Source organism: Vibrio barjaei, assembly GCF_001639065.2.
GTDB lineage: Bacteria > Pseudomonadota > Gammaproteobacteria > Enterobacterales > Vibrionaceae > Vibrio > Vibrio barjaei.
This window is the reverse complement of the sequence record NZ_LQXO02000009.1, coordinates 259,172-283,681: the sequence shown is the minus strand read 5'-3', so window position 1 is coordinate 283,681 and position 24,510 is coordinate 259,172. Positions and strand designations below refer to the sequence as shown.

At 44.1% G+C, this 24,510-nt stretch carries 22 protein-coding genes; 12 read left to right on the top strand and 10 right to left on the bottom strand.

Annotated elements, in window-relative coordinates:
* Positions 1-8 precede the first annotated feature (8 nt).
* The 5 genes from queF to xni all read left to right on the top strand — a co-directional run bounded on the left by queF (position 9) and on the right by xni (position 7,319).
* Entirely contained in the window at positions 9-854 is an 846-nt protein-coding gene (queF, locus tag AWH66_RS05820; RefSeq protein WP_063606060.1) for an NADPH-dependent 7-cyano-7-deazaguanine reductase QueF, read from the top strand.
* A gap of 29 nt (positions 855-883) precedes the next feature.
* Positions 884-3,148, top strand: coding sequence for a tetratricopeptide repeat protein (locus tag AWH66_RS05815; RefSeq protein WP_063606059.1), 2,265 nt, complete (start codon positions 884-886; stop codon positions 3,146-3,148).
* 104 nt (positions 3,149-3,252) lie between these two features.
* Positions 3,253-4,821 (top strand): GGDEF domain-containing protein, encoded by a 1,569-nt coding sequence (locus tag AWH66_RS05810; protein ID WP_063606058.1) that lies wholly within the window; start codon positions 3,253-3,255, stop codon positions 4,819-4,821.
* 290 nt (positions 4,822-5,111) lie between these two features.
* Complete coding sequence (ppnN, locus tag AWH66_RS05805; RefSeq protein ID WP_063606057.1) at positions 5,112-6,473, top strand: nucleotide 5'-monophosphate nucleosidase PpnN; 1,362 nt, start codon at positions 5,112-5,114, stop codon at positions 6,471-6,473.
* Between the two features lie 63 nt (positions 6,474-6,536).
* Positions 6,537-7,319 carry a flap endonuclease Xni gene (gene xni, locus AWH66_RS05800; RefSeq protein ID WP_063606056.1) on the top strand — a complete coding sequence of 261 codons (783 nt, stop codon included), beginning with the start codon at positions 6,537-6,539 and terminating at the stop codon, positions 7,317-7,319.
* 14 nt (positions 7,320-7,333) lie between these two features.
* Here xni and rlmM read toward each other — a convergent pair whose 3' ends face one another.
* The 6 genes from rlmM to seqA form a co-directional block, all read right to left on the bottom strand.
* Entirely contained in the window at positions 7,334-8,425 is a 1,092-nt protein-coding gene (gene rlmM / locus AWH66_RS05795; protein ID WP_063606055.1) for a 23S rRNA (cytidine(2498)-2'-O)-methyltransferase RlmM, read from the bottom strand.
* Positions 8,422-8,838, bottom strand: a complete 417-nt coding sequence (locus AWH66_RS05790) for a DUF423 domain-containing protein (protein ID WP_031493794.1) — start codon at positions 8,836-8,838, stop codon at positions 8,422-8,424. The genes rlmM and AWH66_RS05790 overlap by 4 nt, the downstream gene beginning before the upstream one ends.
* Positions 8,831-9,454: an alpha/beta family hydrolase gene (locus AWH66_RS05785; protein WP_063606054.1), complete on the bottom strand. Its 624-nt coding sequence runs from the start codon at positions 9,452-9,454 to the stop codon at positions 8,831-8,833. The genes AWH66_RS05790 and AWH66_RS05785 overlap by 8 nt, the downstream gene beginning before the upstream one ends.
* The gene (locus AWH66_RS05780) at positions 9,447-10,355 is read right to left on the bottom strand and encodes a transcriptional regulator GcvA (RefSeq protein WP_038225434.1); all 909 of its coding nucleotides are present in this window, start codon (positions 10,353-10,355) and stop codon (positions 9,447-9,449) included. The genes AWH66_RS05785 and AWH66_RS05780 overlap by 8 nt, the downstream gene beginning before the upstream one ends.
* Before the next feature lie 400 nt (positions 10,356-10,755).
* The gene (pgm, locus tag AWH66_RS05775) at positions 10,756-12,402 is read right to left on the bottom strand and encodes a phosphoglucomutase (alpha-D-glucose-1,6-bisphosphate-dependent) (protein ID WP_063606053.1); all 1,647 of its coding nucleotides are present in this window, start codon (positions 12,400-12,402) and stop codon (positions 10,756-10,758) included.
* Positions 12,403-12,493: 91 nt separating this feature from the next.
* The gene (gene seqA / locus AWH66_RS05770; RefSeq protein WP_063606052.1) at positions 12,494-13,024 is read right to left on the bottom strand and encodes a replication initiation negative regulator SeqA; all 531 of its coding nucleotides are present in this window, start codon (positions 13,022-13,024) and stop codon (positions 12,494-12,496) included.
* Between the two features lie 93 nt (positions 13,025-13,117).
* Here seqA and AWH66_RS05765 point away from each other — a divergent pair, with 93 nt between their 5' ends.
* The 3 genes from AWH66_RS05765 to fldA all read left to right on the top strand — a co-directional run bounded on the left by AWH66_RS05765 (position 13,118) and on the right by fldA (position 14,778).
* A complete protein-coding gene (locus AWH66_RS05765) occupies positions 13,118-13,876 on the top strand; it encodes an alpha/beta fold hydrolase (protein ID WP_063606143.1) in 759 nt (252 codons plus the stop codon).
* 98 nt (positions 13,877-13,974) lie between these two features.
* Positions 13,975-14,196 (top strand): DUF2788 domain-containing protein, encoded by a 222-nt coding sequence (locus AWH66_RS05760; protein WP_006075772.1) that lies wholly within the window; start codon positions 13,975-13,977, stop codon positions 14,194-14,196.
* Positions 14,197-14,244: 48 nt separating this feature from the next.
* Positions 14,245-14,778 carry a flavodoxin FldA gene (gene fldA / locus AWH66_RS05755; protein WP_006075773.1) on the top strand — a complete coding sequence of 178 codons (534 nt, stop codon included), beginning with the start codon at positions 14,245-14,247 and terminating at the stop codon, positions 14,776-14,778.
* A gap of 49 nt (positions 14,779-14,827) precedes the next feature.
* On the opposite strand, the gene AWH66_RS05750 is transcribed toward fldA, so the two are convergent.
* Entirely contained in the window at positions 14,828-15,235 is a 408-nt protein-coding gene (locus AWH66_RS05750) for a hypothetical protein (protein WP_143081471.1), read from the bottom strand.
* Positions 15,236-15,309: 74 nt separating this feature from the next.
* Positions 15,310-15,822 (bottom strand): DUF4442 domain-containing protein, encoded by a 513-nt coding sequence (locus AWH66_RS05745; RefSeq protein WP_063606050.1) that lies wholly within the window; start codon positions 15,820-15,822, stop codon positions 15,310-15,312.
* 191 nt (positions 15,823-16,013) lie between these two features.
* Here AWH66_RS05745 and fcrX point away from each other — a divergent pair, with 191 nt between their 5' ends.
* Positions 16,014-16,460 (top strand): ferric iron uptake transcriptional regulator FcrX, encoded by a 447-nt coding sequence (fcrX, locus tag AWH66_RS05740; RefSeq protein ID WP_006071894.1) that lies wholly within the window; start codon positions 16,014-16,016, stop codon positions 16,458-16,460.
* A gap of 91 nt (positions 16,461-16,551) precedes the next feature.
* On the opposite strand, the gene glnS is transcribed toward fcrX, so the two are convergent.
* On the bottom strand, positions 16,552-18,219 hold the full coding sequence (gene glnS, locus AWH66_RS05735) for a glutamine--tRNA ligase (RefSeq protein WP_006071895.1): 1,668 nt from the start codon (positions 18,217-18,219) through the stop codon (positions 16,552-16,554).
* Between the two features lie 203 nt (positions 18,220-18,422).
* Positions 18,423-19,991 carry an N-acetylglucosamine-specific PTS transporter subunit IIBC gene (gene nagE, locus AWH66_RS05730; RefSeq protein ID WP_038222489.1) on the bottom strand — a complete coding sequence of 523 codons (1,569 nt, stop codon included), beginning with the start codon at positions 19,989-19,991 and terminating at the stop codon, positions 18,423-18,425.
* 466 nt (positions 19,992-20,457) lie between these two features.
* Between nagE and nagA the strand changes: the two genes are divergently transcribed.
* The 3 genes from nagA to AWH66_RS05715 all read left to right on the top strand — a co-directional run bounded on the left by nagA (position 20,458) and on the right by AWH66_RS05715 (position 24,493).
* Entirely contained in the window at positions 20,458-21,594 is a 1,137-nt protein-coding gene (gene nagA, locus AWH66_RS05725; protein ID WP_063606049.1) for an N-acetylglucosamine-6-phosphate deacetylase, read from the top strand.
* A 2-nt stretch (positions 21,595-21,596) separates the two neighbouring features.
* Positions 21,597-22,811 (top strand): DNA-binding transcriptional regulator NagC, encoded by a 1,215-nt coding sequence (nagC, locus tag AWH66_RS05720; protein WP_063606048.1) that lies wholly within the window; start codon positions 21,597-21,599, stop codon positions 22,809-22,811.
* Between the two features lie 101 nt (positions 22,812-22,912).
* Positions 22,913-24,493: a cation:proton antiporter family protein gene (locus tag AWH66_RS05715; RefSeq protein WP_063606047.1), complete on the top strand. Its 1,581-nt coding sequence runs from the start codon at positions 22,913-22,915 to the stop codon at positions 24,491-24,493.
* Positions 24,494-24,510 lie beyond the last annotated feature (17 nt).

The following is a 24,510-nucleotide window of genomic DNA, read 5'->3' as shown; positions in this document are numbered from 1 at the left end:
ACACAATTATGAGCAAATATTCCAACGCTAAAGAGCTTTCAGGTCTCACCCTCGGCCAAAAAACCGAGTACGCCAATCACTACGATGCCAATTTACTGCAACCAGTACCGAGAAGCTTAAATCGTGATGACCTCGAACTAGGGGAAACTCTGCCATTCCAAGGGTGTGATATTTGGACGCTGTATGAAATCTCATGGCTCAATACTAAAGGCTTACCTCAAGTCGCGGTCGGTGAAGTGTCCATTCCAGCTACCAGTGCAAACCTTATCGAGTCGAAGTCATTCAAACTGTATTTGAATAGCTACAATCAAACCCGATTTGCAACTTGGGAGCAAGTGCAGTCCACAATTGCAGCTGATCTGTCTAACTGCGCAGGCGAAACGGTCAGTGTCAAACTGATCCCCGTCGCGGATTTCGAAAATACCAACATTGTAGGTATGGCAGGCGAATGTATTGATGACCAAGATATTACCATCGACAACTACGAATTTGATGCAGAGCTTCTTAAAGACGCTGCGGATGATGAAATCGTTGAAGAAGCGCTTCATAGCCACCTGCTAAAATCGAACTGCTTGATTACTAATCAGCCAGATTGGGGCAGCGTGGAAATACAATATCAAGGTGCAAAAATAAATAGAGAAGCGTTACTGCGTTACTTAGTGTCTTTCCGCGAGCACAATGAGTTCCACGAGCAGTGTGTTGAGCGTATTTTCACTGATTTGATGCAATACTGTAATCCAACTAAGTTAACTGTGTATGCAAGATATACTCGTCGTGGTGGTTTAGACATCAACCCATACCGTTCTAATCAATATCAAGCACCTGAGCACAATGCTCGTATGGCAAGACAGTAACCTTTAAACTTCAGGAAATGGACACTTTCATGGGCTCTAAATTTTGGGTTGTATTAGGGATTTTTGCAGCGCTCCTCAGTAGTGTGGCGAATGCAACGTCGTCTTTTACTTCTCCCCTCTTGGTTGAGGCGGATAAGTTGGTTGAAATTGAGCCCAGCAAAGCACTAGAAATCGCGACTGATTACCTGACAAACCGCAGTTTTGCAGAGCCCAATGATGATCGTCTCCCAAACCTATCTCGTGACGATACCGACCAACGCATTCGAACACCCTTAAGTTCGGTAAATGCGTTAATCATCGCTTCTCAAGCTCAGTTTAACTTGGGGCGAGTCCGCGAAGCCTTGCAAGGCTTGGATAAAGCCGAGTCGATGACCAAGCAATATCACTTGCTATTTTTAGAGCTGGATGTACGTATTCTCAAGACACGTTTATTGTGGCTGACAGACAGCGAAGGGGCAAAAGCGTTGGATGCGCTCAAGGCAATAGAAAAAGACCTTGAGGCGATTCGTAAAGGCCAAAGCATTGCTAACCGCACCAGTTACCGCATCAAAATCTTACAAGCAGAGATTGCTTCGGCGGAAAATGAATACGATCTCGCTAATCATATGTACCAAAAGGCGAATGAATTCGTCCCTCAAGACAAACTTTCGAAATGGGAAGTTGAATATCATACTGCTTATGGCACCCACTTCCTGCGCTACCGACGCTATAATGAAGCGCTATCTGAGCTCTTGCTCGCTTATTGGACTGCAATCGAACTGAACAGTAGCGATCAACTAGCGCATATTAACCAACTGCTAGCGCAGTTATTTATGCAGCGTCAGGTACTGGATAAAGCGCTTGAACACTTGTCACAAGCCGCCGATTTTTATGGCAATTACCCTGAGTCACCCATCCTCGCGGATGTGTTAAAGCTCATGGGGGACATTTATTTCCTTCAGGGGAAATACAATTTGGCTTTAGTGCATTACTTTAATGTTATCGACCACCAAGCAACCGATAAAAATATCGAAAAAGTCATCGATATTCGAATTAGTTTGGCATCCACGTATTTGCAACTCTACAACTATCCGCTTGCCGAGCAGTATCTTACTCGAGCAGAAAACTTATTAAGTTATGCCGATTACCCGGCGCTTAAGGCGCGTGCATCTCTCTTATACGCAGGGCTGGCTTATCACCAGCAAGAAAATGACAAAGTCATTGAACATGCCACTAAGGCACTTGAGCTGAGTAAATCCCTGAATCAAACGTCGCTAGAACAGCAAGCATACCAGTTGTTAGCGTTAGGCCATGAACAGCAAGGTCACTACCAACAAGCACTCGATGAAATTAAGAAAGCTAATTCGCTGCGCATTTACCAGCAAGATCAGCTTAATCAAATAAGTGAAGATGCCTTTAGGCAGCAAAAGCAGTTTGTTGAACAGGGTCTACACTACGAGACGCAAAAACAAGAGCTCAAAGATGCTCTACTACAACAGAAAAAATTCCAGAAAGTCGCTTTTGGTCTGTTCTGTGCCCTCTCTGTCATGGCACTAATGGGGCTGAGATTGTTCTATGTTTATCGACGTAACAAAACCGAGCTAAAAGAGCTTAATGACACGCTATTTACCCATGCTCGCTCCGGTTTGCCAAACCTACGTTTATTGAACGCTAACTTACCAAGTTCGTTGCAGCGTACCCAAAGCTATTTTGAACAGTGGCAGGTTGGTGAGCTTATTAACGAGCCTTTAAGCGATCGTCTTCGTTTTGTCATGATCGATGTACCATTTCTAAGAAACATGTACCTGCAAAACGGCTATAAATCGGGTCTCGAACTAGAACGAGCATTTGGTGAATTTATCCGCGGCAAGATAGAAAGCCCTGCTCGTATTTATCATTTCTCAGACGCTAACTTACTCTACATTGAACCTAGTATTAAGCCGCGAACCGCAGAGAGTTTATTCGAAGAAATTCAAAGTTGGGTGGACGAATTTGAGCCAAATCGAAACATCAATCGTATCGTTCGTGTCGGCATGGCCAACTATCCATTCTTGCCACGAGCCTACACCGCCATCAATGATAAAGAGCTGCTTGACATCTTACTCATCGCCACACATATGGCACGTGATGTCAGTATGAAAGAAAGTAAAAGTCATTGGGTCTATTTGAAGGCGATAGATAATGCGCCTGCCGCAAGCTTAGCGACTGAAGATATCCGACAAGCATGTCGAACCGCTATAAAACAAGGACTAATAAAAGTGCACTCATCCTCTCAGAATGAGGACGGGTTCAAAAAAATACTGACTAGTGAGTAAAAATACGGCACTTGAACACAAGATTACGTGACGTTGTGATGTTTTTTGATATTATCAATCAATACATCAATAAGTTTGACAACTAGTTTGTTTTTATAGGATTTATGGGCTCACAGGATAGCGAGACAATGGAGAATCTCCATCAGCTTAGAATGCAGTTGGAGCAATTACGCGTTGCTCAACGAGATGCATCGCTGAAATCTCGTCGTGAGCAAACCATTCTAAAACGCTTTATTGGTACCTTAAGTCACGCCCATATTGGTTCACACTCGCGAATTGATGACAAACTGATTGAATTACGCCATGAGTTAGAGCATAACAAAGACATCAGCAGTTTGGTGCCAAAGTTTGCTATTTTGGAGCGCCTGATCGGTCAAAAGGCAGTTGCCATGGAAAAACAACAAAGCTCACTGGAAGAGCAGACTCGGCGCAGTGGCGAAACGCTACAGCGCGTTGCCGGTCTACCTGCACAAATCAAGCGTGACCTGCGCTCTATTCTTGCTTATAACGACAACAACTCGCTAAAACTTACCGATAACGCGGTGAAGCTACTGGCGATTTATGAACGTGCCATCAAGATTATTACCTCAAACTCTGCCTTAGCCTCCAAAGAACCAGAAATCAGTGCGGATTCCGCCTTACTGTTAACCTTAGGTGACGAGCTTCAGAACCTGATTACAGAACTTGATTTTGACGGTGAGCCTGGGGAGCAACTGTTTGAAATTCGCTCTAAGTTACTTACTAACGCCTCCGGCAATAACCTGCTCGAGCTGACCTTACAAGTGCTACGTTTGGTTATTGATGCCACCAAATATGAGCGCCGCAACTCAGAGCAATTTTTAGAGCGAGTGAATACTTCGCTTTCGTCCTCACTAAAAAGCAATGCTCAAAACCTCGATCAGAATCAAATCTACTTTGAGCAGCGACAAATCATGAGTAAAGAGCTCAGTGATTTAGTGGCTACGGGACAAAATAGTATCGCCAACTTACAAGACTTAGAGGATGCTAAGCGAACCATGAACCCATTGTTTGCTCAGCTTGCTTCCCTAACCGAGCGTCTACAACATGCCGAAGCTCGTGAACAAGCCTTGTTAGAAAGAATGACACATAGCAATAACCAGCTTGAGTCACTCTACGATGTCACTCAAGACTATCGACGCCGCCTAGAGGATCAATCCAAACGTATGCTGTTAGACCCTCTTACTAAGGTCTACAATCGTACCGCTTTGCTGGATAAACTTGAGATCGAATATCGTCGCTGGCTTAAGAATCAGCATCCACTTTGGGTTATTATCTTTGATATCGATAAGTTTAAGAGCATAAACCACAACTTTGGCTATAGCGCTGGAGACAAGGCTCTTAAAATCATCGCTAAAACCATTTCAAGTACAGTTTCAAAGACTGATACCGTTGCTCGCTTCTCTGGCGAAGAGTTTGTATTGATTATGCCTGAGCAAAATGAAGCTCACTGCCAAGCTAAAGTTAGAGAAATACAAACTAAAATCAGCAACTTACCATTCAAATTCCGTGACCAACTGATCACTATTACTCTATCAGCGGCAAGCACGGCCTTTAGTCACAATGACACCCCAGATGAAGTGCTTGAGCGTTTGCATAAGACAATCGCCCACACTCAAAAACTTGGTCCTAACCAATTGGCTTGGAAGCCCTAGTCCTCTTTTATTTTTCAAATAGTTATAGAAACTTGTGTCACATTTGCTAATCTAATAGTTATCTGTGTACTTAACCGTAGCTATTGCTGGATCTAAGTCCACAGCCAATAACTAAAACTACGCGACCGACTGCACAGCGCGAGTAACTTTAGCAACACAAATAACTATAACTACACGAATAACTAAGGCGATTGATTCACTGCTTGATATTTGACTCTTAAGCTTTCAACCAACAAATACAAACAGTAGCGAGACACTAATCGCTTTCGGTTCTAGAAAAGGAAATGCTTATGATCACGCATATTAGCCCAGCAGGGAGTATGGACCTGCTGTCTCAGCTAGAAGTAGAGCGTCTTAAAAAAACCGCATCTAGTGACCTTTATCAACTGTATCGCAACTGTACCTTAGCAGTACTCAATTCCGGCAGCCACACCGACAACTCAAAAGAGCTGCTCGACAAATATCAGACTTTTGATGTTAATGTCATGCGCCGTGAGCGCGGCATCAAACTTGAACTCGCCAATCCACCAGAACATGCATTCGTGGATGGCCATATTATCAAAGGTATCCAAGAACACCTCTTCTCAGTGTTACGTGACATCGTATACGTCAACATGCACTTGGCCGATAGTCAGCGACTTAACCTGACCAACTCTACCCATATCACTAACTTAGTGTTTGGTATCTTACGTAATGCGGGCACATTGATTCCGGGGATCGAGCCTAATTTGATTGTCTGTTGGGGCGGACACTCCATAAACCCAACAGAATACCAGTACACTCGAGAGGTCGGTAACGAACTTGGCCTACGAGAACTTAATATCTGCACTGGTTGTGGTCCAGGCGCGATGGAAGGCCCAATGAAAGGAGCTGCGATTGGTCACGCCAAACAGCGTTATACTGAGCAGCGTTATCTTGGTTTAACCGAGCCATCAATTATTGCCGCCGAGCCACCAAACCCAATCGTCAATGAACTGGTCATCATGCCTGACATTGAAAAGCGCTTGGAGGCGTTTGTTCGAATTGCCCACGGCATTATTATTTTCCCAGGTGGTCCAGGGACAGCAGAAGAACTGCTATATATCCTTGGTATCATGATGCATCCGAATAATGCCGACCAGCCAATGCCAATCGTCCTGACGGGTCCCAAAGAGAGCGAAGCCTACTTCCGCTCCATTGACGAATTTGTCCGTTCGACCCTTGGCGAAGAAGCGACGAAGTATTATCAGATCATTATTGATAATCCAGAGAAAGCTGCACAAATCATGAAGCAGGCGATGCCAACGGTAAAAGAACATCGTAAAAAAACGGGTGATGCATACAGCTACAACTGGTCACTGCATATTGAACCTGAGTTCCAACTTCCGTTCGACCCTACTCATGAAAATATGGCAGGGTTAGATTTACACCTTAACCAAAGACCTGAAAACCTAGCAGCTGCCCTGCGCCAAGCGTTTTCCGGCATCGTGGCTGGTAACGTTAAAGCTGAAGGCATCAAAGAGATAGAGAAACATGGACCATTTATCATTGACGGTGATAAATCATTAATGAAGAAAATGGACCGATTGTTAAGTGATTTCGTGGCCCAACAACGTATGAAGTTACCGGGATCTGAGTATGTTCCATGTTATCGAATCGCCAACGGCGAATAAAACACTGAAACTCAACTAAAGATTATTTACAATAAGGCCACGTTCTCAAGTGGCCTTAAATTTATGTCAATTCATCTCGTTATCATCGATGCACTCAACCTCATCCGCCGAGTACATGCGGTTCAACCCGACCCAACAGATATCGACAGAGCCATTCAAACCACGTCGAGAACCTTACATCGCATTTTAGACGAGTCCAAACCCACGCATATCATTGCCGTGTTTGACCATCATGAACAGGATCGAGGTTGGCGCGCTGACATCCTTCCTGAATACAAGCAAAACCGTAAACCCATGCCTGAGCCTTTATTCAATGGTTTGGAAAAAATACAAGATGCTTGGTGGCAATTAGGCATCGATTCCTTGCTTTCTGAAGGTGATGAAGCTGATGACTTGGTCGCGACCTTGGCGGTAAAAGTAGCCAGTCACAACGAGAAAGTCACCATTATTTCTACCGATAAAGGCTATTGCCAGATACTTTCGCCAACATTACAAATTCGCGATTATTTCCAACACCGTTGGCTAGACGCACCATTTGTTGAGCAAGAATTTGGGGTCAAACCGGAGCAACTTGCCGACTACTGGGGGTTAACCGGAATCAGCTCATCACAAGTACCCGGGGTTGCCGGGGTAGGACCTAAAGCGGCCAAGGAAATCCTTAATCAGTTCGACGATATCGAGTCGGCTTATGCCTCAGAGGACCTCGCAGCTAAATACCGTAAGAAGTTAGATGAGCATATTGAAATGGCGAGAAAGTGTAAGCAGGTTGCCGCACTCAAAACCGACATTGAGTTAGGCTTTAATTTACAAGATATCAGATTCGAGGGCTCAAGCGCTCAGTCTTAAGCCCCCAATACGCTTTAATGAGGCGAGATGTTGGATAGCACTTGGATGTGCACTGTGATTTCTTCACGGTCGTGATACAAGTGCTTAGCTTGAAGCTTAAACTTCACCTTGTTCTCGATTAAGAATACTTTAAGGTTTTCAATATCCTGAAGAACTTCGTCATAGCGACCTTTCATTGGCAACTTCAGGTTAAAGATAGTCTCTTTCGCCCAACCACGAATCAGCCATTCGCCCATCAGATGAGCAACACGAGCTGGTTTCTCAACCATATCACACACCAACCAAGTAACGTTTTTACGTGGTGGCTCAAACTTAAAACCATCGACTTGATGATGCTTAACTTGACCAGTATTCATTAAGCTGTCTGCCATCATGCCATTATCGATAGCATGAACAAACATCGAACGACGCACTAATTGATACGTCCAACCGCCTGGACAAGCACCTAAATCAACGCCCCACATGCCTGATGCTAATCGAGTATCCCACTCTTCTTTAGGGATAAAGACATGGAATGCTTCCTCAAGCTTTAATGTTGAGCGACTTGGCGCATCCGCCGGGAACTTAAGACGAGGGATACCCATGAAAAACGCTGAGCTATTTTCTGGATAGGAGTAACCAACAAAGCAGTGTCCTGAACGAATAAAGCAAATATGCAGCACTGGCTTCTTACTATGCTCTTTATTGAACAGATAACCTTTACCACGCATCGCTTGGCGAACCGGCACCGTGAACTTACGACAGAACTTAAGAAGCTCTTTTGCTTCATTGGTATCAGGAGTTTCAATACGTAAATCCCCACAGCGAGGAAATTGCTCAATGTACTCCAATGATTCAAGTAGCGGCGTAATACGGTCTTCTGCTGGGAGTGACTCTAGTTCACTCGCGATGGCAAACATTTGACGAGCAAAAATCAGTGATTGGAAATCGATCTCACGAATCAATCTATCTGCATCGCCTGCTTGGTAACATTCAAATATCACATAGCCAGAGTTATTCTTCACTCTAGGGAAGCCGAATACTTCAATGGCATTCGCTTTGTCTTGAATCTCACCTGCACACTCTTTCTCGAATCCAGAGCGGCAATAAAGCATTACTTGTTTCACTGATTGACTCCATCTTTGGTTGTTTCGTCAGTCATCTGATATCCAGCGTAGGCGAGAAATACCCAACCTACCATGAACATCACGCCGCCCATTGGAGTGATAGGTCCAAACCACTTCACCCCTGTTAGCGCTAAGGCGTATAGACTACCGCTAAAGAAAAGGATGCCGATAATAAAGCAAATTGCAGCACGATGAAATGCCTTTCGAGAATTAGGGTTGCTAACGATCGTTGCCAACAAAGCACACAGTAGGATAGCTAAAGTATGAATAAACTGATAAGTCACGCCCGTTTCGAAAACGCCAATAAGATAAGGCGACAGTATCTTTTTCAAACCGTGGGCAGCAAACGCCCCAAGCGCAACACTCAACAGCCCTGAGATGGAAGCGACTATGACAAGAAAGCGGCTAGACATCAGAGATCCCTTTGATAAACAACGCGAGACGATCTACGGCTAACTGTCTATTTTGGGCTTCCGTGAACCCCGAAGACTTGCGAGGCTTAAAGCTATGATCACCATCGGGGATAAAGCTGGTTGAGACTTGGTCTGAAAACTCGAACTGTTCGAATTCTTCAAATTTCCCAAACGTATCTCGCTCTCCTTGGATAATAAGAATCGGTTTATCGATCGTCGCTAAATGTGCGCCTTTATAATTCTCTGGTTTACCAGGAGGATGGAATGGGAAACCTAGACAAGCAATGGATTGAACCATGGGATGTTCAGATAGCATGGATGCCATGCGTCCTCCCATCGACTTACCACCAATCACTATCGGCTGACCATCAGCAACTTCCTCTATGACTGCAGTCATCGCCTCTAACAGTTTAGGCGCACGATCAGGTGGGCGTTTTTTGCCATCTATTGCACGTTTTTCCATATAAGGAAAATTGAAACGAGCAACGCGAACCCCTTTTTCGGCCAAACGCGTGGTGACATCTTGCATGAACTCATGGTCCATTCCAGCGCCCGCACCGTGAGCAAATAAGAACAGTGGTCCATTTTCTGGGCCATCAAACACAACATTATTCATCCAGAAGTTCCTCTTGCTCACTCTGTGCCTTAGCTAACATCCAATCTCTAAAGGTCGCGATACGTCCCATATCTGCTTGTTTATCATGGCACACGACGTAAAACGCATTCTTGGTGACCAGCACTTCATCAAACGGAGCAATCAATCGCCCAGCATCAAGCTCGGGTTGGGCTAATACGTTATTCCCTAAAGCAATCCCTTGCCCATGTGCCGCAGCTTGCAGCACCATAGTCGAGTGACTGAATATCGGGCCATGATTCACATTTACGCCATCAATCTCGTTTTGTTTCGCAAACTGCTTCCAGTCTTTACGAGAGGTATCATGCAATAAGGTGTGTTTTGACAAATCGGATAGCGCATCTAAAGGCTTATTGCCAAGTAACAGTGCTGGAGAGCAGAGTGGCACCAAAAACTCCTGATAGAGCTTATCAGCACGTAAACCAGGCCAATTGCCGCGACCGTAGTAAATCGCTACGTCAACGTCATCCGTTAGCGAACCCTCATCCATGTCCACCGCCTTTATGCGCACATCAATGTCAGGTTCTTGCTCATTAAAGTCAGCAAGCCTAGGAACCAACCACTGAATCGCAAAGCTCGGCGGTAAGCTGATGGTCAACGCACCTTTTTCGCTTCGCTCTAACACCTTATCTGTCGCTTCGGCTAAAGAGGTAAATATATCTTTGATATCAAGAAAATACCCTTGCCCTTCTTCGGTAAGTAATAATGAACGATTACGGCGACGAAACAGTTTTAATCCCAAGAATTCTTCAAGGGCTTTAATCTGATGACTGACCGCAGCTTGGGTCACAAACAGTTCTTCGGCTGCGCGAGTAAAACTCAAATGGCGCGCTGCAGCTTCGAAAACTTTTAGCGAGTTAAGTGGAGGCAAACGTCTAGACATAGCGACTCTCTAAAGCATTAGTTTTTTTAATCTGAAACATTATAAATTGTCCATTGCCGAACAGCCAGAGAAATTCTATATTTCATCCCGCAAACGCGAGTCTGAACGGCTTGATTCTCTGTAGAATCAATTGACTTGCGCTTGCGATGTTGTGTTTGCAATCTCGATTTTCGAGTTAGGTAGATTCTACCACCACACTTTGGCTAGTTATCCCCTAGTCGATGTGTGTACTTCCTGTATTTTTGACCTGTCTGTCAAATTTTCTTACACCGCCTAAATGGCGGTGTTTTTTTATCTGCGTTTTATTCGAAACTATTGCATAAAAAAACGGCCGCAATTTGCGACCGCTTATTACAATATTATTAATAGTAGAACTAATCGTTAATCTGTCAGATTAAGATTACAGACCTGCCGCGGCAAACACCTGATTGACGATTTCTTGCGCTTCTGCCTCGATCAGTTTCAAATGCTCTTCACCTTTGAAGCTTTCACAATAAATCTTATAGATGTCCTCTGTACCTGACGGACGAGCCGCAAACCAGCCGTTTTCTGTCGTCACTTTCAGACCACCGATTGCAGCACCGTTCCCTGGCGCGTGCGTCAAACGAGCTGTGATTGCATCACCTGCTAATGTTTCTGCCGCTACCATTTCTGGAGACAGTTTCTTCAGTACATTCTTTTGCTCGGTATTGGCAACAGCTTGAATACGGTTGTACTTAGATTCACCGTGCTTCGCTGCCAGTTCTTCGTAGTACTCTTGTGGGTTCTTACCCGTTACTGCGGTAATTTCAGCCGCTAGCAAGCAAAGAATGATGCCATCTTTGTCCGTTGACCATGGTGTTCCGTCTTTACGTAAGAAGGATGCACCAGCACTTTCTTCACCACCAAAGCCGAACTCGCCGTTATACAGACCATCTACAAACCATTTAAAGCCCACTGGCACTTCACAAAGTGTGCGGCCAAGGTCGGCAACCACACGGTCAATTAGTGCACTCGATACTAGCGTCTTACCTACTGCCACGTCGTCACGCCACTGGTTACGATGACGGTACAGATAGTCTATACAAACGGCCAGATAGTGATTCGGGTTCATTAGACCTTTTGGCGTAACAATACCGTGACGGTCATAATCTGGATCATTACCAAATGCTAAATCGTAGTCATCTTTAAGCGCCAGTAATCCCGCCATCGCATAAGGTGATGAACAGTCCATGCGAACCACGCCGTCTTTATCTAAAGACATAAACTGGAATGATGGGTCTACCGCTTCGCTGACTAACGTCAGATCCAAATTGTAAGCGCTGGCAATTTGACGCCAATAATCGATACCAGAACCACCTAATGGATCAACGCCGATTTTCAGGTTTGAATTCTGAATCGCTTCCATATCAATAACGTTCACCAAGTCATCGATGTACGGCTTAACAAGGTCACGTTCTTGGAATAAAGCTTGAGATTTTGCTACTGCAATAGGAAGACGTTTTACGTCTTTCATTTCATTAGCAATAATTTCATTAGCACGATCCTCAATAGCCTGCGTAAGCTCTGCTTCTGCTGGACCGCCATGCGTTGGATTGTATTTGATGCCACCATCTTGTGGTGGGTTATGCGATGGTGTGATAACAATGCCATCCGCTTTATCTGCGTTTGCTAAGTTATAAGTAAGAATCGCGTGGGAAATACCCGGTGTTGGGGTGTAGCCATTGTTCTCTTGAGCAATCACAGTAACGCCGTTCGCCACAAGCACTTCAACAACCGTTGAGAATGCAGGCTCTGACAATGCGTGAGTATCTTTACCAACGAAAAGTGGTCCTGTAGTGCCCTTTTCTGCACGAACTTCAGCAACAGCTTGCGCTATCGCTAAAATGTGATTTTCATTGAAGGTTGCTTTGTCAGCACAACCGCGGTGACCAGAAGTACCAAATTGCACACTTTGTGCTTGGTTGCCGGCTTCAGGTTGAATTAAAAAGTAATTAGCAACGAGCGCAGGAATATTATGCAGGTCTTCTTGCTGAGCCTTTTGGCCCGCGCGTGGGTGTATAGCCATAACAGACGTCCTTTCAAAATTAAGCTTAAATATAAAAAAAACCTCATAATACTCGTTTCAATGTGAACATTATGAGGTTTGAATCGAAATCTTAGATGGATGCCGTCACTTTTTCGATGAGCTCGGCGGGATAATCCATCATGGTCATCACCTGCTCCACCATTTGCCTTTTACGACTGGTATTGGTGTTAGTGATAACCCAGAAAGGGGTATTGGGAATTGCTTTCGGCTTTGTCGTATTGCCGCTTTCTAGCAAAGCCGCTTCATTATTTGCGAAATAAACGCGTTTGCGACCTTTAACTTGTGAAGCTTCAGAGAAGCCTTCCGGATTTAAGCGATGCAGAGTTGATAGTACCAACATAAATCTATCGATAGCTTTTTTCAGTCCAGCAAACTCATCAGAAATCAGCAGCGAGCGCATTTCTTTTACTGAATCTACCGCCTCTATCTGAGGGATCTCTTTACTAACGACGATAGTTTTAGCGGCAGCTGGTTTCTGTTCCGTTTCGGCTGCATCTACCTTTAATAAACGTCGTAAGATATCTGAAGCACTTTCGCCAATGTGGTGGGTCTGGCTTGCAATATAACGGTATAGATCCTCATCAACCTCAATTGTTTTCATTCGCTTTTCACAGTCTCTATGTTTAAACTCTGGGTGATTATAACGAGTTCCGCGATGAACCTCTACGTTAAACACATCACGAATAACAGAAAAATGTCAGCTTTATTGAACTATAAAAGAGAAGGTCAAGGCTTACCTGTCGTCCTCATCCACGGTCTGTTCGGAGACTTGAACAACCTCGGTGTTTTGGCTAGAGACCTAAAACAAGACTTTGATGTCGTCAGTATCGACCTACGTAACCATGGTCGTTCTTTCCATAGCGATGAACATAACTACACCTTGATGGCTCAAGATGTGGTGCAACTGCTTGAATCATTAGATATCACCGAACCAATCGTCATCGGTCATTCAATGGGTGGCAAAGTTGCTATGCGTTTGTGTGATTTTGACTACCCACTTTCAAAACTGATCGTGATGGACATGTCTCCAGTCGAATACACTGTGCGCAGACATGACAATGTTTTGTCTGGACTAGACGCGGTGATTGCCAATAAGCCAACCTCGCGCGCCGATGCTATGGCGCTGATGAGTCAACACATCGAAATGGAAGGGGTTCGCCAATTTCTTGGTAAATCTTTGTATAAACACGATGACTACCTTGCTTGGCGTTTTAATGTTGAGAGTTTGAAGCGTAACTACTTAGCTATCTTGAGCTGGCAACCAATTGGGAAAAGTAATGTTCCGATTTTATTTATTAAAGGCGGAGAGTCAGATTACCTCATGACCGAACATCAGCCTTTGATACAAGCTCAATTTTCAAATGCCAAAGCGCATGTCATTGCCAATACTGGGCATTGGCTTCATGCAGAAAAACCGGCAGAAGTACTAAGAGCTATACGCAAATTTATCTAAATTTGACCTCAAACCATTACTCGGCTACGAGCACGCATTAACTTTATCGAACAACAGTGGTATAGTTCCGCGCAAGCATATTGGCATAAAGGAATACCATGCTTTACGACTACATAAACAAACTGGAATCTATTGGTTTGGATCTACTGTTTGCAGCGATCTTCTTTCTGATCGGTATGGCAATCAAAGATGTCCTCAAACAAGGTAATGTTCCTGTTTTTGGTCGACGTATTGTATGGCTTGTGCTGTTCTTAGGGTGTGCAGGTTTTGTCGCAAAAGGCATTATTCAGCTCAGCTGGGAAGGCACAGGACTCGGCTAACGTTCCGGTTCCTTAATCCAACACAGACAATGAAAAGGTACTGAATCTATGGCAAGTGTAGGTCTATTCTTTGGTAGCGATACTGGCAACACAGAAGCTATTGCAAAGATGATCCAAAAACAATTGGGTAAACAGCTCGTTCACGTTCAAGACATTGCAAAAAGCAGCAAAGAAGATATCGACAACTTCGATCTACTGCTTTTAGGTATCCCAACTTGGTATTACGGCGAAGCTCAAGCAGATTGGGATGATTTCTTCCCTGAGCTAGAAGGCATTGACTTCTCAACTAAGCTTGTTGCTATCTTTGGCTGTGGTGACCAAGAAGACTACGCAGAGTACTTCTGTGATGCTATGGGTACAGTACGTGACATCGTTGAAGCAAAAGGCGGCACTATCATTGGTTACACACCAACTGAAGGTTACGAATTTGAAGCTTCTAAAGCACTTGTTGAAGGCGATGAGTCACAATTCGTTGGTTTATGTATCGACGAAGATCGCCAACCAGAACTAACTGACGAGCGTGTATCTAACTGGACTAAGCAACTTTATGAAGAAATGTGCTTAGCTGAGCTAGAAGACTAATTCACTCCTCAAAGTGAATGCAAAAAAACCTCCATTTCGGAGGTTTTTTTTATTTTGGTTGTGTATCTGAAGCACTACAAATTCGGGTTTTTGATGCTATTTGACCTGTTTCAAACTCAATCGACTCTGTCGCAGCAATTTGGCTAACATTACTAAATCGCCCATTAAGTATAGGCATCAGTTGCTGACAGACTTGCTGAGTCATCGCCTCTAACATCCAGGTAGTCATTGATTCTGTTTCAGGGTCTCCCGCATATCGATATGTGGTCGTTCTAAACAAAATCCCATCCTTCAGCGCAAGATGCATATCAGAGATTGTGATTTTAGGGTCAACTTGCTTAAATTGAGTATGAGCAAGATCGTCATTGAGCTGGCTCAAAATTTCAGGTGTTAAGGTTTCTGAAAGTGCAGTACCGCTAAAAAGCACGGTTAAACCCAAAATGATAAAACGCTTCACTGCCACCTCACTACATCATTAATTCAGTTAATAATAAACCAAACCATAACCGTGTTGTGTACTACTGGCAAAAACTAAGCTTGCACCGACGTCGTTTCATTTTCCGTTTCTGCACGGTATTTAGGCTTCTTACGGATATAAAGTTTACGTTGAATGGTGGCGACGACCTCACCATGCTGGTTGTGAATGTGGGTGACAAATTCCGGAAAACACTTATCCCCTGTTGCCGTGCTGTGTAGAATGCCGTCCAACATATCTTGACTCACTACAAACTCAGCATTTAAGTCAGAAAAACCTGGCTTGATAAAATCGATACTGGCTTCTTTATCCCAAACATAATATTGCTCGCGAAGGATTCCCATCAACATCAACGAATAGATAGGATCAGTCATGGCGAAAATACTGCCGCCAAACTGGGAACGATTGGCATTTTTGTTCCACCACTTCAGTTTTAACCGCACTTTAACTGAACGAAAATCCTCACTGATCTCAGTGATTTTTATCCCAGCTCCCCAAAAAGGTGGCCAGATGTTCAATGCAAACTTCACATATTTGGGTTTATAAATTTTCGCTAATCGTTTATCCATAACTCGCAATCCAACTTCATATGTAAACGAATTGTAACTGGTCAGATGTGTTTGTAAAGTGACATTGTTCGCCTTCTATGTTAATACTTAGTAACCCTTTGAAGTTCGAGGTTTATTGTTACGCTGTAGTACCCTATAATGAATAGATTACTGAAATCTGTTTATTGCTGCAGATCATTACAGGAAAGTTTATGTCAGACAACAATAAGGCACTTAAAGACGCGGGACTAAAAGTCACGCTGCCGCGACTAAAAATTTTAGAAGTACTGCAGAAGCCAGAGTACCAACATATCAGTGCAGAAGATCTGTACAAGAAGCTCATCGATCTTGGAGAAGAGATCGGTTTAGCAACGGTTTACCGTGTTCTAAACCAATTTGATGATGCGGGTATTGTTACACGCCATCACTTCGAAGGTGGTAAATCGGTATTTGAGCTTTCTACTCAGCACCACCATGATCACCTTGTGTGCCTAGATTGTGGTGAGGTTATCGAGTTCTCTGACGATGTGATTGAAACTCGTCAAAAGGAGATTGCAGCTCGTTATAATATCGAACTCACCAACCACAGCCTTTACCTCTATGGTAAGTGCATTGGTGGTGCATGCAAAGATAACCCTAAAGCGCACGAACCTCGTTAACACGCTAAATGGGTAGAATTAAAAAAACCAGCCATTGTGGCTGGTTTTTTAGTATCTAAAGCCCCTCTCAGAAAAGAGAGGCTTAAAGTGATTATTTTGCTTCGACCTTAGCCCAAGTGTCACGTAGACCAACGGTACGGTTGAAAACCAAAGATTCAGCACTAGAGTCTTTGATGTCCGCACAGAAGTAACCCATACGCTCAAATTGGTAACCTTGAGAAGCATCTGCTGCTGCCAAACTTGGCTCTACAAAGCCCTTTGACACAACTAGAGACTCTGGATTGATGGTTTCAGCAAAGTTATCCGCCGCCGCAGGGTTAGCAACAGTAAACAAGCGATCATACAGGCGAATCTCAGCAGGTAGACCTTTATCCGCTGATACCCAGTGAATAACGCCTTTCACTTTACGACCGTCAGCTGGATTTTTACCTAGCGTATCAGCATCGTAACTACAGAAAATCGTAGTAATATTGCCAGCTTCGTCTTTCTCAATGCGCTCTGCTTTGATGACATAAGCACCACGTAAACGAACTTCTTTACCTAAAACAAGACGCTTATACTTCTTGTTGGCTTCTTCGCGGAAATCTTCACGTTCAATCCAAACTTCACGAGTAAATGGTACTTCACGTGTACCCATTTCTGGTTTATTCGGGTGATTTGCAATTGATAAGGTTTCACCTTCACCTTGGTAGTTTTCGATCACAATTTTCACAGGATCTAAAACAGCCATTGCACGAGGAGCGTTCTCATTCAAATCATCGCGAACGCATGACTCTAGAGAACCAAACTCGATCATGTTCTCTTGTTTTGTCACACCGATACGTTTGCAGAATTCACGAATTGAAGCAGGCGTAAATCCACGACGACGCAAACCAGAAATCGTTGGCATACGCGGGTCATCCCAGCCGTTAACCAGTTTCTCAGTCACCAGTTGGTTAAGCTTACGCTTTGACATCACTGTATATTCCAAGTTCAGACGACTGAACTCATACTGATGCGGTTGGCAATCAATAGTGATGTTTTCAAGAACCCAGTCGTACAAGCGACGGTTATCTTGGAACTCTAACGTACATAGCGAGTGGGTAATGCCCTCAAGCGCATCTGAAATACAGTGAGTGAAGTCATACATCGGATAAATGCACCACTTGTCACCTGTTTGATGGTGGTGAGCGAAACGAACACGATAAAGCACAGGATCGCGCATAACCATAAATGATGAACTCATGTCGATTTTGGCACGAAGACAAGCTGTACCCTCTTCGAAGCCGCCATCACGCATTTTTTCAAATAGCGCTAAGTTCTCTTCAACTGAACGATCACGATATGGGCTTGGTTTACCAGGTGCGGTAAGCGTTCCACGATACTCGCGGATCTGCTCTGGACTTAGCTCGTCAACATACGCTAAGCCTTTATTAATCAATTCAACCGCATACTCGTAAAGCTTATCGAAGTAGTTTGATGAATAACACACGTCACCAGACCACTCAAAGCCTAACCAGCTTACATCATTCTTAATCGACTCAACGTATTCAACGTCTTCTTTTTCAGGGTTTGTATCATCAAAACGAAGATTACATTGTCCCTGATAGTCCTGAGCAATACCGAAGTTTAAACAAATAGATTTTGCGTGACCGATATGCAGGTAACCATTTGGCTCCGGCGGAAAACGAGTATGCACGCTAGTATGCTTGCCATCCGCTAAATCTTTATCAATGATTTGGCGAATAAAGTTCGATGGACGAGCCTCAGCTTCACTCATCTATAACACCTCTATGTTTTAAGTATTGTCAGATATATAAACGCTAATGATCCACAATTCCTTGCGAAACCTCAACAAGAACTCGCATTTTCACAAGATTATTTTAGTACTGAAACTTGAACGGTGAAAAAGCAGAAGAAAAGAGGCATAAAAAAAGCCTCTCATATGAGAGGCTTTACTATGGAAATCAATGAGTAGCTAGACTATGGAAGTTTTACTTCTGATAAGTCTTCACCAGCACCGATAGACTTCATTTCACCGGCAATGATTTCAGCTAGAGGGCCTAGGATAACTTGTAGGTTATTTTCACCTAGTTTCACTACACCTTTCGCACCTAGCTTTTTAAGTACAGCTTCGTCAGCAACAGAGCGGTCTTTAAGCGTTAGACGTAGACGTGTGATACAAGCATCGATTGAAGTTAGGTTATCGTGACCACCAAGGGCTTTTAGGTATTGGCGAGCTAGGTCACCGTTTTTCACATCACCGTCAACTTCTACTTCTACATCATCGTCTTCACGACCAGGCGACTTCAGGTTGAAAGCGCGGATTGCGAAGCTGAATGTGAAGAAGTATAGAGCACCGAAGCCTAGACCGATTAGTAGTAGTGTGAATGGTTTCGTAGCTAGACCCCAGTTCAATACGAAGTCGATTAGACCAGCAGAGAAGCCGAAGCCGTGTAGTGTACCAAACATGTTAGCAACAACTAGAGCTAGACCAGTAAATACTGCGTGCATTGCATATAGTGCAGGTGCTAGGAATACAAACATGAACTCTAGTGGCTCTGTGATACCAGTTAGGAATGAACAGAATGCTACAGAGAACAGTGCACCACCAACTTGGCTACGTTTCTCAGCAGGTGCTGCTAGGTACATTGCTAGTGCTGCACCTGGTAGACCAAACATCATTACAGGGAAGAAGCCGTTCATGAATACACCAGCGCTCTTATCGCCGCCGAAGAAGCGGTGAAGGTCACCAGTTTTCACTGTTTCAGTAACTTCTTTAACTGTTGCTGTGATTTCAGGAGTTACAGAGTTAGCAAACTCGAATGTATGAGCTTGACCAGCTACTAGAGTCTTAGCAAGAGCTGGGTCTACACAAAGCTGCTGTAGAGAAGGAAGCGCTTGACCAGCAGCTTGAGCGCCAGTAACTAGAACTTCTTGACACGTACCCATACCGAACCAGAAGTATGAGTTAAGAACGTGGTGAAGACCTACAGGGATAAGTGCACGGTTAAGCGTACCATAAACGAACTGACCAATTGCGCCAGAAGTTGATACTGCGTGTGCTAGAGCGTCAAGACCACCTTGGATGCTAGGCCAAACCACACCTGAGATCGCACCTGCTACTAGAGCAAATAGACCAGCCATGATAGGAACTAGACGCTTACCTGCGAAGAATGCCAACCATTCTGGAAGACGAGTCGCATGGAATGCATTGTAAGAGTGACCTGCAATGATACCTGCGAAGATACCACCGAAGAATGACATGTTAACGTCAGCGTTGATTGTTGTTGCTGTCGCAGTTAGAACGAAGTAAGCAACCGCACCAGCAAGACCTGCTGCACCGTTACCGTCTTTAGAAAGACCAATCGCAATACCTAGACCGAATAGCAGAGGTAGTTGACCGAAAATCGCTCCACCAGCTTGCGCCATAAATGGAATGTCTAAAAGGTCGCCTTGACCCAAACGTAGTAGAAGCGCCGCAATCGGAAGCGTTGCGATAGGTAGCATTAACGCTTTACCTAGCTTCTGTGCATATCCTAGCATATTCACCTTAAGTTCCCCCTATAGGATTTGAATTTTGTTGGACGACTTATTTTAGCCGTTCAATTTAGTCCTATTCAGTTTATGAAATTAATTTTGCTCCGCAAATTAAAACCTCACCATTTGTGATCATAATCACCAGTTTTTGCCAAAATAGAGGCTTTTTGCTAGCTAGATCATAAAACTTATTTTATCATACGAAAAAATAGCAAAATCTAAGTAGGATTTTGCCTGAGAGAGTTGCACTAAGTAGCGATTATTTTGCGATTGGAATCAACTTTTCCAATGTAATGACTACACATAAAATAACAATAACTCCCTCATTATCATTAAGTTACTTTGACTGTTTTATCTAATTAAAACTTGCTGACTACTAAATCCGTCTCATTGCTACAAGCAGAAAACTAAGTCGAATCTTCACTGTTTCGATAACCGCAATGAGCTAAAGAGAATACAACACAAGGATTCGCTAACTATGTATGCATTAACTAACTGTAAGATCTTCACGGGTAGTGACGTTCTCACCAATCATGCGGTGCTAATCAATGGTGACCAAATCGAGTCGGTTCTGCCTAGCGCAGAGCTTCCAAGTGACATTAAGTGCGTGGATTTAAACGGCGCAAACCTAAGCCCGGGTTTTATTGATTTGCAGCTAAACGGCTGTGGCGGTGTGATGTTCAATGACGAAATAACCGCGGACACTATCCATACCATGCATAGAGCTAACCTTAAGTCAGGCTGTACTAGCTTCTTACCTACGCTGATTACTTCATCTGATGACAATATGCGCCAAGCATTGACCGCCGCTCGCGAATACCACAGCCAGAACCAAAACCACTCTCTTGGCCTACACCTAGAAGGTCCTTACCTAAACGTTGCGAAAAAAGGCATTCATAGCCCTGACTTCATTCGTCAATCTGACGATGCAATGATCGACCTTATCTGTGAAAACCGCGACCTCGTCGCAAAAGTGACCTTAGCTCCAGAACAAAACGCACCAGAGCATATCGAAAAGCTACGTAAAGCAGGTATTGTGGTCTCAATTGGCCACACTAATGCCACTTACGAAGAAGCCCGTAAAGGTTTTGAATCTGGCATTACATTCGCAACGCATTTATTTAATGCGATGACGCCAATGACAGGTCGTGAGCCGGGCGTTGTTGGTGCTATTTACGATACACCAGATGTCTACGCAGGTGTGATTGCCGATGGTTTCCATGTCGACTATGCGAACATTCGCATCGCGCATAAAGTGAAAGGTGAAAAGTTAGTATTAGTGACGGACGCCACAGCTCCAGCGGGTGCTGACATGGATTACTTTATTTTTGTCGGTAAGAAAGTATATTACAAGGATGGTAAGTGCGTAGATGAAAACGGCACGCTAGGTGGCAGCGCACTTACAATGATTGAGGCGGTTCAAAACACAGTTGAACACGCTGGTATCGCTTTGGACGAAGCTCTACGAATGGCGACGCTTTACCCAGCTAAGGCAATGGGTTTAGAAAACAAGCTTGGCCGTATTAAGAAAGGCATGATTGCTAACTTGACCGTATTCGATAGAGATTATAATGTCCAAGGCACAATTGTTAACGGACAATACGAGCAAAATTGAGCATGAATGGCGGACAAATAGGTAACGTAGATTTAGTAAAACAACTTAACAGTGCAGCGGTTTACCGTTTAATAGACCAACAAGGGCCTATTTCTCGCATTCAAGTTGCTGATGTTAGCCAGCTGGCACCCGCAAGCGTTACCAAGATTACCCGCCAATTGTTGGAGCGCGGCCTTATCAAAGAGGTCGCTCAACAAGCCTCAACAGGTGGACGCAGAGCCATCTCTCTAACGACAGCAGTGGAGCCCTTCCACTCTGTCGCAGTACGTCTCGGCCGAGATTATGTGCAGTTCTCTCTTTACGATTTGGGTGGCCGTGAAATGGCTTTCTCCCATAATGATTTTTACTACACCAATCAAAGTGAACTTAGCGAAGGCTTAGTGACATCGCTTCGCGAATTTCTAAAAGAACACAGTCCTAAAATCGAGCAGCTTATTGCTATTGGCATTACCCTACCCGGTCTAGTTAACCCGACTACGGGTGTTGTTGAATACATGCCAAATACCGACATCGACAAACTCGAGCTCGCAGATCTAGTTAGAGCTCAATTCAAAGTAGAGTGTTTTGTAGGTAACGATATTCGTGGTTTAGCTCTGGCAGAACATTACTTTGGCGCAAGCCGCGACTGCCAAGATTCGATATTGGTCAGTGTTCACCGTGGTACTGGTGCTGGTATTATCGTCAATGGACAAGTTTTCTTAGGGCACAACCGTAATGTGGGTGAAATTGGTCACATCCAAATCGATCCGCTAGGCGAACAATGCCAGTGTGGCAACTTTGGCTGCTTAGAAACGGTTGCAGCTAACCCAGCAATTGTCAAACGTGTAAAAAAGCTCATTGATCAAGGATATGAGTCAACGCTTGCTCTAAAAGAGCACATCACTATTGAAGATGTTTGCTCACACGCATTAAATGGCGACGAGTTAGCAAAACAGAGCTTAGTTCGAGTGGGTAACCAACTCGGCAAAGCCATCGCAATCACTATTAACCTGTTCAACCCGCAAAAAATCATTATTGCCGGTGACATTACCATGGCAAAAGAGATTGTCTTCCCAGCGATCCGTCGTAATGTAGAAAACCAGTCGTTAACGACATTCCATACAGAACTACCGATTGTTGCTTCAGAAATCGATAAGCAACCGACAATGGGCGCATTCGCTATGATCAAACGCGCCATGCTAAATGGGGTTTTGTTACAAAAACTACTCGAAGATTGAGAAAATGTTTTGAAATAACAAACAAACCCTTACATAAATTATGTAGAATATATGACCACACTTAGGTGTGGTCTTTTTGTCTTCAGATAATAAAAAATACTATGGAACTGATCCTTATAACCGTCGCCTTCATCGCGGGCTTCCTCGCATTGAAATGTCAACTGCCACCCTTAGTAGGTTTTCTACTTGCTGGGTTTATTTTGCATCACTTTGGTTTTGAATCGACCGATACCATTACCACCCTTGCCGACCTCGGCGTGACACTGCTACTGTTTACTATTGGCTTAAAGCTCGACATAAAAACTTTGTTGTCCAAAGAAATTTGGGCCGGCGCAACCATTCACAATCTGCTTTCGACACTTTTGTTCGCCGTTTTGTTACTAGGTTTGAAAATTCTGGGCGTTTCTAGTCTTGCTACGCTCGACATTGAGCAACTTATTCTACTGGGCTTTGCTCTCTCCTTCTCAAGTACTGTATTTGCAGTGAAAACCTTGCAAGAAAAAGGTGAAATGAATGCTACCTATGGCACGCTCGCCATTGGTATTCTGGTTATGCAGGATATCTTCGCGGTCATCTTTTTAACAGCATCGACAGGCAAGTTCCCAGAATGGTATGCCATCGGGCTATTTGCTCTTCCTCTACTTCGTCCCATCATGTTTAAGCTTTTAAATAAAGCCGGACATGGCGAAATGCTCGTATTAAGTGGCATCTTCTTCGCACTCGTCATGGGCGCAGGGTTATTTGAATTGGTTGGAATGAAGCCGGATTTGGGTGCGCTTATCTTGGGTATGCTGTTAGCTTCGCACTCTAAAGCTTCTGAGCTATCAAAATCACTTTTCAATTTAAAAGAGCTGTTCTTAGTCTGCTTTTTCCTTAATATCGGTCTTGCTGATCAGCCGACAATCGAAGGTTTTGTGCTCGGTGCATTGCTCCTCTTGTTACTGCCACTGAAAGGCATCCTTTACTTTGTGGTCATCAATGCATTTAAATTCCGAGTCCGTACGTGCCTTCTGACTACACTCACTCTGTTTAACTTCAGTGAGTTCGGTCTCATTGTCGGTGGCTTGGCTTACAAACTAGGTTGGATATCCGGTGACATCTTAGTCGCGTTAGCCATTGCCGTATCCTTGTCCTTTATCATTTCTGCCCCTCTAAACCGAATTGGACACAGCATTTACTTGCGCAGTGCGAAATGGCTAAAAGAACAAGCAGCAGAGAAAATTAATACCCGCGACCAATTCATCAATCCAGGCGAAGCTCAGGTTCTGATTCTTGGCATGGGACGAATCGGCACTGGTGCTTATGACGAGCTCTACCAACGATATGGAAAAGTTAGCCTAGGTGTAGAGGTGCGAGAAGAAGCCGCTAAACAACATCGCGAGGAAGGCAGAAATGTCATAGCAGGCGATGCCACTGACCCTGATTTCTGGGAACGTATTCTCGACACGGCTCATGTAAAGTTAGTATTGCTGGCAATGCCTCACCATCAAGGTAACCAAACTGCGTTAGACCTACTTCACCAAAAGCAGTTTAAAGGGCAGATAGCTGCTATCGCCGCTTATCCAGATCAATTGGATGAACTGGAGCAGATGGGTGTCAATGCAGCATTTAACATCTACAGCGAAGCGGGTAGTGGTTTCGCACGTCATGTGTGCGATCAGCTGCAGCCAAATCTCAAATAACAACGTCTACAAACATA